Genomic DNA, 13,514 nt, shown 5'->3' with positions numbered 1-13,514 from the left:
CAAGGCCCACTATGGTGGTCTTATTGGTCCTCTCGCAACAATAGTTCGTGAACCTGGTCAGGTCCGGAAGGAAGCAGCCACAGCGGATGACTTGTGTGCCGGGATGTGGCTGGTAAGACTACCACCCAATTTATTGTAGTAACTTCTCCTTAAAGCATACTTTTTTAATAGCCCTCAAAAATCTATTCAAACTCTTATAAATCTAATCAACAACTAAGCATCATTTCTTTAGAACTATACGTTTTCCCTTCTTTAACGTAATGATGATTTAAATCTTTACCTACTATTTACAACTTTTAAGAAAGCCTCTCTTTCAATTGATTCCAACTGGTTATTTTACTTCATTATTTTCAATTTATTGTGGTTAGGTTTGAAGGTGGGTACAATGCGTTTACATTTTTCACTGAAAATAAACAAAATATAAACAATGGGTGTCTTAAGAATAATAATAATTATAGGGGCATTGCTCCCTTCTTTCGCGTTTGCCAATTTATTTGGGCAATTGTGTTTTGAAGAGCAGTCTAGTTTTTCTATTAGTAATACAGCTTCAACTCAATCACCATCAACTTCTTTACCAAGTTTTATGGCTTTACCGGGTGATTGCTTTGGCTGTAGTGATTCAGGTGATGTCAAAAAGCCAACTCATTTGCAGTTGTCCAAAAGTGGTACAAATCTCACGTTAATGTGGGAAGATGGTGGACAAGGCGCTTGCCAGTCAACAGCAAGCACAGGTTTACTTGACCCATATAAACCATCCGTTAGCTACACAATACAACAGAACGTAAATGGGGTTTGGAAAAGTCAAACCTATCAATCTTCGCGTCGCGCTTTTTCAGTTCATGGAATTTTGGGTAATACATATAAATTTAGAGTGAAAGCTTGCGATTCTCAATTAAATAAATGCTCACCTTATTCTGCTGCAAGTAACCAAGTTTCTTTTATTGGTTTACCTCAAGCACCCACTTTGCCACCTTCAGTTTCTAGTGTGCAATCGGAGCCCTCTGCCTCTGGTTTCCAATTTAAAGCAATTGTTAATTTAACAAAGCAACACAATGCGACACACTATGAAGTTGAACAGTATTTTTATCATAAGGATGAATTTAGTAGAAAAATAAAAAAAAGTACTTATAAATCATCTAGCTCTACGAATAATATTGAGTTTCAAATAGTTCCAAATAGGGACTACTTTTATCGTTATAAAGCATGCAGTTCTCTAGGATGTTCAAATTATTCACCGCTTGAAAGATCTTTTTACAGGATACAACCAAGCCCTGCGAAAGGGTTATCAATCTCTTACTCTGCACAGAAATTAAAATTACTTTGGCTAACATTAAACGGAGGCACACCATGGTTTCCTGAAGGGTTAACTTATAAAATTTCTGTTCAAAAGGATGGAATCAATGATGCCATTGAATTAGCAAGTAACTCTTTAAGCTATGAGTACATGACTACAAATCCTGGTATTTATCGATTTAGAGTTAATGTGTGTGATAAAGCAATAGAAAATAATTGTTCTGGTTATTCATTTAATTCTAATGAAGTAGAAATTTTTAAAGTACCTGACCTACCCGTTATTGAAAGTTTAACATCTTCAACAGATCATGAGGCCTTTATTAGTATTCAGCATCTAGAGGATGTAGTTAATAACTATGAATTTAAAATTACTCGTAACCAACAAATTATTGAATCTAAGATTATTTCAAATCTCCCTACATCAACCGGTGAGAGCTCATTAATAAATTCTACTTTTAATGTAGATCATAATAGGTTTTACAGTTTTCATGTCAGAGCCTGTAACGAAACGGGATGTAGTGCATGGGCAGAAGAAAATAACTACTACACATTATTAGCACCACCCACTCCAAGAAATTTAAACCTACAAGCACAGGGTACGGCAATCAATGCGACTTGGTCTCATGCTCCCATTGATCCTGCTGACTTTCAATTGGGCGTTCATTACGAATTTGAATTATTAAGAGATGGGCAATCAGTCCATAGAGCTACAACAAGAGAAAATTCTCTCAGTGTCGAGTTAGAAAACACAGGTGACTATACTTTTAATGTTCGTACATGTGATGTATTTAACCCCGTAAACTGTTCACAACGTGTTGACCTTGGCTACGATGTTACATTCAATCCTGTCTTTGACTACGAAACAACATCAACTGAAACAATACCAAATGCTTCGTTGCCAAATATAACGGCACCGTCGGTAAACAACATAGGTACTATCAAAGGCCAAGCGGGTGTGTCGGGAGGTGCTGCTAGTTATCATATTCCAATAGATTTACCACCAGGTCGTGCGGGCATACAGCCCAATGTGTCTCTTAACTATTCATCACGCTCGGGCAATGGTATTGCTGGTGTAGGTTGGTCCTTATCAGCAGGGCAGAGTATTACCCGTTGCCCAGCTACTTTTGCACAAGATCGCTTTACCCAAAACCCGCAATACAATGGTAATGATAAGCTGTGTTTAAATGGCCAAAGGTTAGTGATTGCTGATGGCGGTACTTATGGAGCAAGTGGAGCGATATATCGTACTGAAATAGATAGCTTTGTACGGGTTACCCAATCTGGAGGTATAAATGACGAAGAAACATCGTTTACCGTCGAATACAAAAATGGCCGAACAGCAGTATTCGGTGAAACCGCCGCTAGTCGGGTAGTACATGATGGGAAAACCGAAGCGTATTCATGGTTAATTGAATATGAGTATGATGCTACTGAACAAAACTATATTAACTATAACTATACTGACTATGGTGAAGGTGAACGACTTTTAACCAGTATTAATTACACTGCTGACAGCAGTTCAACTTCAGGTCAACAATCCGTTGTATTCGACTATCAAAACAAAGATGAGGTACGCTCAGGCTATGTTGCAGGGGGTTACTATGAGTTGACTCAGCGACTACATCGAGTAGTGACTCAATACACCGATGGTGAGACTACAAATGATGTTAACACTTACACGCTCAGTTATCAGCAGAGCGCTGCAACATCGCGAGACCTGCTTAAATCGATTGAACAATGTATGGGGGACCATTGCTTCCCTGCAACAGAGTTTTCATGGCAACATAGTGCCCAGGTAATAAAAAAAGAACATATAAGCGTTGCAAGTGCAGACTTAATCCAACTAAATTTACCCGTAGCGGATAGAAATGGGGATGGTGCAAAAGACTGGCCTGGCCTTTACATCACTCCTGAGGGGAATGAAACAACAAATTCTCATCCAACTAACTCTTGTAATTATGGTTCGCAAATAAACTGCCACCTACAAACAGCAGACGTCAACTTGGACGGTTACTCAGATAATATTAACTTGTCGACTTCTGATTCCGGTAAAACCCTTGAGGTGATATTAAATAATAAAAATGGTAGCACTACGGCTATCAACACAAATGTACAGCTTGAAGAGTTGGCGAGTATTTTGTCGGTAGACGATTACAACGGAGACAGCTTTCCTGATGTCGTAGTTGTAAACAAGTTTGCCTCCACGACCGAAGATAAGCTGTTGATTTATTACCACAGCGGTGATGTTGACGCGCCTTATTCTGCGAGCCGCAGAGATGTTTTACATACACTGAGCAAAGACATTGTGACTGCGCCTTATCAATCTCAATACAGTGTTGTGGCGGCTAGCGATCTCAATGGCGATGGTTTAAGAGATTTTTATGTCACCAACGGGTATAACCGTAGTGAGCCAATAATGGGGCAGGCCCCGATTGAAAGCCTATATTTTACGGTTCTAAATGGCACACGAGTAGAATTGAATCGCACGGGCATATCTCTAAATAGTGGCCATTATAGTAATAGTTACGGAACTCGCACGCGCTTTTACTTATTTGCTGATGTAAATGGTGATGGCCTACAAGACTGGTTGGGTTGGTATAATCCAAATTCTTCGAGAAATACAAATAAACTGGGCTTGTTTGTGCGCTATAACAAAGGTGGCAGCTTTAGTGGCGCTATTGATACCGGCTACACAATGCCAGAACGTAGATTTAGTTATGAGTCGTATTGGGACTCTGAGGGGATGGAAGTTAACAATGTCATGTTCTCTCCCAAGTATGCGAATGCACTGCAAGTAGGGGATATAGATAATGATGGTAAAGATGAAATTCTTTACCCTGGTAGTATTTCTGTAGAGCATTGCATTACAACAATTACGAATGATCTATTTCAAGAGGGAGAGGTATGCGGTAGTGACTTTGATTCAAAGGCTTATGAAGAAATAGGGCAAGGGTCAAGTAGGTTTAGGTCTTTAAGTGACGACAAAGACCGAAGCATATATCGCTATAAGGTGATTCAACTGACGGATGGTGTGTTTACACGCGATGATAGCAGTTTTTATGGTGCGCGTAATCATACCGCATTAGTCGATGGCCAGGGGGATGGCCTATTAGATATGGTTTTTCACTACGGCTTTAGATGTGACTCTGAAGCGAGTACTCTGTGTAATTTTTCTACCTCTCCACCAAGTGGCCTTGCAGAGGGGGTTGTAAATATCAGCCGCAACTATGGCTCGGGAGGTGGCACCTCCAGCGCGGACTACGCAGCGATTGATATGTTGCAATCGGTGACGAATGGGGTTGGCTACCAGAGCAATTGGTCGTATCGACCTCTGTCTTCGGAGGTCAACGCCAATATAAATAACGTTTCAAAACTCTACATCAAGGGAGATAACTACCAAGCTGGATATCAAAACTTTACCTCTAGCATGTATGTTGTAAACAGCTTTGAACAAAGTGACGGACTTGGTGGGTTGCGTGAACGTAATTATGCATATCGAGGAGCGGTATATAACTCTCGCGGTCGAGGCTTTATGGGCTTCAAAACCATAGTTGAACAAGACCAAGTTTCAGGCCTAGTGACCCAAACTGACTTTCGTCAAGAGTTTCCTTACCAAGGAAAAATACAAAGGCAAGCCACTTTTAAATCGGACAGCTATACCAAAAATGGCGCACCATTGAGCGACAATGATTCAAGTGCGATAAACTTAAGCACTTACAGCTGGGCTGATAACCCAAGCCATGACTTAAGCGGTATTTATCATATTTATCCCTCAAGCATTGTAAAAATAGTAAACGATCTAGATGGTAATTTACTCACAACGCACACAACGCAAAATACTGAGATTGATGAATTCGGCAATATTACTAATTCAACGGTAACCATTGACGACACTGACCTCATAAGTTATGAAACCGAAACAGTAAGTGACTATGAGAATGATGAAGAGACATGGTTTCTTAACCAGCTTAGATCAAGCAAAGTAACAAAAACGTCTGCAGGTGATACTAAAACTACTTCAACGGTTTTGAGTAATTACCATGCCAACCGCAAGCCTGAAACTGTAGTATTAAAAGAAGGCTCTGCAGAAGAAATTGACAATGAGTTAAAAACAACTACGACAGTCTTCAATGACTATGGTTTACCGACGTCTATAACCGAAACGGCCACAACATACGCCATCGATGGCTCAGAGCAAGAAAGTAACCGAACTTCATCGATAGATTATACAAAAAATGGCACCTTAGTATCAGCCGACGGTTATTTCCCGTTTACAGTTACCAATGCAAAAGGCCACACGGTAACAACAAACATAAACCCTGCCACAGGGCAGCCCACTACAGTGCGCAAACAAATCGGTGCGTCAGCCTATCTAGATACAGTGTATGATTACGACGATTACAATCGCCTTTACAGTGTGCAAACAGGTGGCCAACCCATTCGCTATACTGCGGTTCAAACGCCCGATGATAGCGCCCCGGCAAATGCGGTGATGCAAATTGTCACTAAATCAGCAGGTACACCGACAACGAAAGAGTACAAAGACAAGTTAGGGAGAACATTACGGACTGCGGTACAGGGTTTTGCGAATATCAGTTGGATTTACAACGATGTGCATTACGACAATGAAGGGCAAGTCACATTTGAGTCAGTCCCTTTCATAAATGCAACTTCACCGACAACGTTAGGGGTAAGTTACTCTGAATTTGATGTACTAGGTCGACCAAAGTACAAAGTAACCTCGCAAAGTTGCGCTAATCTTGTTGATGGCACAATGACGGTAGAATATACCTACACAGGTTTTACTACGGAGATAGACGTGGAAGAGACTTGCAACAGCCTGACTTTGCCAAAGATGTTGCGTACTTATAACAGTCAAAAACAGTTGATGTCTACGGTAGACGCCATAGGGGGCACAACAACTTATAGCTACAACAGGCTAGGTTTACCCACAGTTATTCAAGACGCCAATGGCGATAGTATTGTTGCAAGCTATGATAGCTTTGGTCGAAAGACCTCGGTAAACGATCCAAACCAAGGTTACACGCAATTCACATACAATGGGTTTGGTGAGTTGCAAGCAGAGGAACGTAAGCAGACCTCTGCAAGTACTTCAGCTCATACAATTGTAAGGTATGCGGTTGATGCACTGGGTCGCGTCACAAAAAGGCGAGCTACTGGTGAGACAGACCTAACTTATAATTATGACACAGCGAGTAATGGTTATGGCCAGTTAGGTTCTGAAAGTGGCAACGGTGTAACACGTACGTATGCCTTTGACAGTTTCGGTCGCCCAACCACTACCACCATAGCAGGCAGTAGTAAGTCATATACAATTTCTACTTTGTACGACGCTAACTTTGGTCGTGTTAAAGGCTTGCGCTATCCAAATAATCTTACGGTAAAATATGAATACAACACCCGAGGTTATTTAACACACATAAAAAATGCTGCCAGTGGATATGTTTATCAAAACATTACTGGAATGGACAAGTTTGGCAATATTGCTTCAAGCACACTTGGTAATGGTCTAAGAGAGTCGAATTTGTACTATGCTGAGTCTGGTCAAATGGCGAATAAAATTGTCAATAAAACCGGCCAAGGCCAGCTTTTAAATATAAATTACAGTGCCTACGATGGCTTTGGTAACCTAAGAGAACTTTCAGTGACCACTGGTCCTATAGGCGATCAACATACCTTCTCAGAGCGTTTTGAGTACGATGACCTCCACCGTTTAACCTCTAATCAAATTGCGGGTATTACGACCACATCATATAGATACGATAATGTGGGTAATATTACTTATAAATCTGATTATGCTACAACCTATGATTACGACACTCATTTGATTGGTTACAGTGGTGGTGGTGATAATGCGGTCAAAAAAGTCCAAAAGACTGATGGTTCGTGGGTCGGGTTTAGCTACGATGCGCGCGGTAACATGACTAAAGGCGATGGTTTGACTGAGGCACTTTATAACGCCATGGATAAGCCAACCTCTATTGCTAAAAATAGCATCACCAACAGCTTTGTTTATGGCCCTGACCATATGCGTTTCAAACAAACGAAGAGTACAGGCTCAACCATATATTACGCCGACAAACTGTACGAAGAAGAGGTTAAAAACGGTGAAACTACATGGCGAGCCTATATTGGTGATGTTGCAGTAGTTAGCAAATCAGATAATGGGTTAGCAACCATTCGATATACCCACAGAGATAGGCTAGGCAGCGCTCGCTTATTTACCGATAGAAACGGCAATGTTGAAGCACAGCGCAACTACGACCCATTTGGTAAACCCAGAGAAGCAAGTGGCGGTCTTAAGGTTGATAACAAACTTGGCGATCTCAATACAGCAAAAACACGCAGAGGTTTTACTGATCACGAACACCTAGATGATATGGAATTAATTCATATGAACGGTCGGGTGTACGATTATAACCTCGGTCGGTTTATGAGTGTTGATCCGTACGTTCAATCTCCAGGTAATTCGCAGTCGATTAATCCATATTCGTATATAATGAATAATCCGTTGGCGGGGACAGATCCGACGGGGTATGTTGCTATCGTTCCTGTTATAGTATGGGCTGTAAATGCATATGCAGCTTATGAAACTGCGAATGCTGCGGCTGATGCATACGATAGTTATCAGAACGGTGATGTAAGTGGAAGGGAGGTCGCTGCGACTGTTGCTACTAGTGCGCTAGAAAACACGGTTGGTAAGAAATTTAAGGTTGCCAAAGCAGGTGCCCAAAAGATACGAAAAGCATTTAAGGGTGACCCACCAAGTGCCAATAATCAAAAGTCGCAGAATGCTTCGAATACTGATGGCGGGACTAAAACAAGCAATGGTGCTGAGAATACTCAAAGTGCAAATAGTCCAAATCAAAAAACAACTGATATTGGTAGTCAGAAGAGTATAAGTAAAGAAGGTACTTCTGGTGGAGACAGAGCTGGAAAATCCTTTACAAAGAAAGGGAAGCAAACTGTTATTCAGCGGAATAAAGAACAAAATGGTGGTGTTACTAAGTGTGAAAGCTGTGGTGTTGAAACGGTTCCAGCACAAAAAAGCCAAAAAGGTGTGACTCCGCCTAAGAATGAAACTCAAGTAGATCATATACACCCTAAATCAAAAGGTGGTGATGGTTCACCTTCAAATGGCCAAGTGTTGTGTAGGTCTTGTAACAGAGAAAAATCAGATAAGGTTCCTGAGCCTAAAAAGCCAGATGAACTATAGGAACTTAAATATGACAAATAAACACGAAAAAGTGCTATTTCAGCTAGTTCAAGATGAGGATGGGTACCCACCTGATGATTATGAAAGCCTTTGGGCACTGTCAAGTGGTAGTAGTTACGAGATTGATAATATCCCATTTTTTGTACAGGGGATTAGCTGTGGAGATATAGTAGAAGCAGATAATGTAAATGGTGAATTGTGGTTTCGCTCAGTCGTTAAGAAGTCAGACAACTCAACACTAAGAGTGATTTGCTTTGATACATCAAAAGTTATGGAAGTGAGAAATCACCTTTCTAGCTTAGGTAGCTCGTCTGAATTAAGTCATATTGAGGGGTTATTTGCTGTGAATGTACCAGAAAGCTGTGACTACTCCACTATTCAAAAGTACTTAGACCAGAAAGAAAAAGAGGATATATTAGAGTACGAAGAGGCTTCTATTCGCCATTAATCAAATCAAGTATAATTTGTAAATGATAAAGTCTGAGCTAGTAATTAAACGGGGTCAGCTCTTGCATTGTGCAAGCCCCTAATCGCCTACAATATTGCACTGCAAATAGCCTCGTTTTTACGGGGCTTTTTATGGCTAATTCAAACAACTCTTCACCGTAACAACAAGGGCATTTTAGGCAGCGCATTGGGCGCTCATTAGCAGTAGAGGTGTCCAGCAGCTATAGCAAGTTCTGGCAGTGCCACTACTTTCCTAAACAAATACTCAGATAATACTAGTGAAGCGTATTTTGAAGCCTTATATGAACTAAGTTTGAGAAAGGAGAATATAGCACTATAGACGGATGAGCTAACATTGGAGAAATAACAGGGTCAGGTCTTGCATCTTGCAGACCCCTTTAAATCAAAAAGCTTGCACTGCAAATAGCCTCGTTTTCTCGGGGCTTTTTTTTGAGAGTTCTAGTCAATTTTTAACGTTAATGCAGCCTGAAAGCATAAAATTTTAGAGATGTCAGCTCCAAAATACAGGGGGTATTTCGTGGCTAACTCAAATAAATCTTCACAGGTGCAAACAAGATATTTCAGTTAGCTTAAAGTGACTTCGTCAGCAGTTGCGGCAGTATTGAGTAACTTGCTGCATAGGGTCGGAATGGACTGCTACTTTATATTGGATCTGATGCTAGCTTTGTTTGGACTTGCTGCTGAAAGTGATTGGATTTTACAAATGTAGAGTCCATTAAAAGTAGCAATCGATCCAAACTACTCTAGCTTAGATCCGAACATTTTCAGCAAGTAAAAGAGTACCCTCTCTTAAATAATTCATTCAAAGAATTGAGTTCGTATTAGAGATTTCTTGGGATTATATCAGCAGCAAATTATCAAAAAATAGACTTGCAGATCTCAGCTATCTTACTGATCAGGGCACTTCCGTAGGAGAGTATTTAAACAGACAAGGAAACCAACTTGAACCGTTTAAAATTAAAAATCACCAGAACTAAGGACAAACAAATTGCTAGTACTAAGCCCTAATTAGTAATTACTGAGTATTTAAGTTTCGTACTCGTAAAATTCACTTCTGGACAAAAACGTTTCAAGAGCAAAGGTCGGTTTTGTGCCAACACCTGTCATTCGTAACAATTAAAGGGGTCAGGTCTTGCATCGTGCAAGCCTCTAAAGAGGCTACAAACAAGTACTGTAAATAGCCCTGTTTACACGGGGCTTTTTTATGGTCATTTTGGTCCCGTTTCACCGACAATGTGGTCGCAAGTTTTTTGATCACTTTGGTCGCGCCTATCGGCAGCGTGGTCTAACTGGAGTGATATATACACTTGGATAACTCAAGTAGAACTTCACAGGTGCAAACAAGGTACTTTAGGCAGCATGGAGTATCTTCGCCAGCAGATGTGGCAGTATTGAGTAACTTGCTGAATAGGGTCGGAATGGGCAGCTATTTTATATTGGATCTGATGCTAGCTTTGTTTGGACTTGCTGCTGAAAGTGATTGGGTTTTGCAATTAGGCGCTTTCTCATGGCAAAAGTAAAAATAGTCATGACACCCATTTCAAATTGACTGTCTTTTATAAAATTAAAGATGGGTGTCAACACAAAACTTTCAAACAAATTTATAGAGGTTTTTAGCGGGGACATTTAAAGGTGGCTTGGATCAGCAAATGTTTTGTTAAATTAAAATGGATGTCATTTTTGATTTTCCGATACACACATAAAGATTATCCAATACTCAGCTTAAATTCAATCCTTAATCATAGAATATAATTCAGTTATAAAAGTGTTTAAAGACCAATTGAGATTAATTTGCTAAAGGTTGGTAAATAGTATTATGAGTAATAACAAGGCTATGCGCTCCATAATCTGCTCCATTTGCAACAGTTATTCATAAAACTGTTTATAACTTTGAAGCTGATTTTTTAGGTCCCATCTTAATTCTAGATACTTATTATAAGCAATCTTCGACGTACCTATCTCAACGAAGTGTGACAGCACTTGCCTATTCATACTTTTAAAAAAGTACAAAACAGAACATTTTTATCAAAATCAACAAAAAAAGTATTGCTATAGTGAAAAATCAGAAAAGAAAAATATTTTTTCATTAAGTGTTTGTTTTTATTGTTTTTATTTGTGATGTATTTTTACTTTACTCTTGTTTATTATGATCTCAATGCTATATTGGTTTATAGAAGCTAACCGATTAAACTTTATATGTAATTTAAAATAATATTCTAGCATAGAAGATGTTAATATTTATGATTGAAACCATTTATAAAAAATTATTGAAATTCAAAAAAATAATTATGTAAAAAAGTACATAATGGGTCTGGCATTTAGTCGTGACTGTTTTAGTGTTGTTATTTTAGGAGAGCATCAAGGTAACTAGTAATTATTTAAATTTACTACTTTCAAATTATCTTCGAGTAAGCAAACAGCTAAAGAAATTGAGTCAGCATTAAACGAAACTTATATAAATTTTAAAAGGGCTTGAAGCAAAATGGAACTGCTTAAAAAGAACATCAACGAGCTTAACAAAAGCTATAAAAAGCTAAGAAAGCATAAGGAGTTTCAAGAAACGGACTTTTCGGTTACCTCAGATAGCCACCTTTATGACTTTTATGGGTCAAAAAATAATTTGGAATTATGTCGGAATCAAGTAGATCTATTTTTCAAAAAGCCAACGCACCGATCACTGCACTATGACAATGTAATTAATCAAGAGATAGGCCATCAAAACTTTATTGGTCATGCTAACAAAATTGCTCAGGAGTTAGGCTCGCGTCCAACTAAGAAACCAAGAAGTGCAATGTTGGTTGTACTCGGAGCTGGAAGCGGAGGTCATATACCTGAACTCTTAAAACATCTCGATTATCATACTATTGTAATAGTCGAACCAAATTTAGATATATTAAGTTTATTACTTAATAATTTAGATATTTGTAGGTTGAAAGAAGAAAATAAGAATTTAAGAGATATTTATTTCATAATACAATCAAAAATGAGCAGCTTCAAAATTGAGCTAAATAACATATTAAAAAATTCTGGCTACAACTCACTTTCCGATGTTAGTTTGTTTAGACACTACAACACTGATTTATTTGACGAAATATATAATAACTTCAAAAGTTGGAGAAATGATCTCGCTAGTATGTGGGGCTTTTTTGAAGATGAAATTCTTAGTATAAAACACACTCTAGAGAATTCGAAATCCCATAGATTTGATGGGCATTTCATGTTATGCAATGAAGTAATTGAAACACTTCCGATCATTGTCGGAAATGGAGCATCATTGGATAGTGAAATTTCACTATTAAAAAAATATCATAAAAATAATATTATTGTCTCATGTGGTACATCTCTCACTACACTCTTAAAAAATGGTATTGTCCCCGACATACATGTAGAAGTAGAAAGAACACTATTAACCTACACTCTCAAAGCTGAAACACTTAATGATCGAAGATTAAAAAACACTTTACTCATAGGTTTAAATACACTGGCCCCTAAAATGCTATCGTGCTTTAATTATCATTTGATATTTGCAAAAGCGCACGACTCTGGCACTCTACTTATTAATGACCTATATGAAGCTATCCCACTTTTTCATTGTAACCCTACAGTCACCAACTTAGCTGCGGCTGCGTTAAACCGAATTGGATTGAAAAAACAGATTCTAGTAGGCTGTGATTATGGCTATCTAAATATGGTGAACCACCATAGTAAACACTCTGATTATTATAATAAAAAAAGCCAATTAAACGACGTCAAATACTCACAAGATATTAAAGTAATAGGAAATTTCACTCCTTTTGTTTTTAGCAATAGGATTTATAACGGTGCAAGGTTATCAATCGAGAACTTACTTCGAAACGAAAAAGGTCTTCAGATATATAACACGAGTAATGGCGCAAAAGTCGAAGGCGCAATACCGGTCAAGCTCGACGATGTAATTAATAAAAATAGTAACCAAAGAAAGAGTGAGCTCTTAATTGAATTAAAAAATAAGGCCCAATTAGTAAAAAAAGAAAAGATACAGTTAAATTTCTTATGCCTTGAAAGGCAAAGAGTTGAAATTAAAAAGATCCGAGACAAAATAGAGCAGTGTACATCAATGTCCTCATTAATGAACGTAATAGAACAGAAGGCAAAGCACCTAGAAAAAGATAATACTACCACAAAGTTACTGTTACTTGGCTCCTTAAAGTATATTTCGACAACTATTTCTGGCCACATAAATCGTATCCCAGAAGAAAATATTGAAACATATTTTCAAAAAATAAAACCTTTATTAGTTCAAAATTTTAACCACTACCTAAACCAACTTAAAATTAAGGAAAGTAATGAAATTTAATTTATTAGCTGTATTGCCAGCAGTACTTGCATCATCACACATAGCAGAATCACTGGCTCAGCCAGTGAATGTATTATTTGACGAAAAAAAACCTTATTCTCAATACAGTGATACAAGTGACGTTACACAATTAAATACAGAGCAGTCAGTTGAATTTGATTCAGAGGACTCATTTGGTTC

Annotated in this window: 4 protein-coding genes and 1 other RNA gene; all 5 read left to right on the top strand. The window is 38.6% G+C overall.

Translation table 11 applies throughout. From position 1 onward, the window contains the following. The first annotated feature begins 21 nt into the window (after positions 1–21). Positions 22–118, top strand: an RNA gene (ffs, locus tag CWB72_RS16925) — signal recognition particle sRNA small type. A gap of 345 nt (positions 119–463) precedes the next feature. Continuing rightward, positions 464–8,530 (top strand): SpvB/TcaC N-terminal domain-containing protein, encoded by an 8,067-nt coding sequence (locus tag CWB72_RS16920; protein WP_171037351.1) that lies wholly within the window; start codon positions 464–466, stop codon positions 8,528–8,530. A gap of 10 nt (positions 8,531–8,540) precedes the next feature. After that, a complete protein-coding gene (locus CWB72_RS16915) occupies positions 8,541–8,978 on the top strand; it encodes a DUF4265 domain-containing protein (protein WP_171037350.1) in 438 nt (145 codons plus the stop codon). Positions 8,979–11,480: 2,502 nt separating this feature from the next. Next, positions 11,481–13,334 carry a motility associated factor glycosyltransferase family protein gene (locus CWB72_RS16910; RefSeq protein ID WP_138633846.1) on the top strand — a complete coding sequence of 618 codons (1,854 nt, stop codon included), beginning with the start codon at positions 11,481–11,483 and terminating at the stop codon, positions 13,332–13,334. Continuing rightward, the coding region (locus tag CWB72_RS16905; protein WP_138633843.1) for a hypothetical protein at positions 13,324–13,514 on the top strand (191 nt) is incomplete at its 3' end. The genes CWB72_RS16910 and CWB72_RS16905, both read left to right, overlap by 11 nt.

Origin of the sequence: Pseudoalteromonas phenolica (assembly GCF_005886345.1) — a bacterium.
GTDB classification, from domain to species: Bacteria; Pseudomonadota; Gammaproteobacteria; order Enterobacterales; family Alteromonadaceae; genus Pseudoalteromonas; species Pseudoalteromonas phenolica_A.
This window is presented reverse-complemented; position numbering and strand designations above follow the sequence as displayed.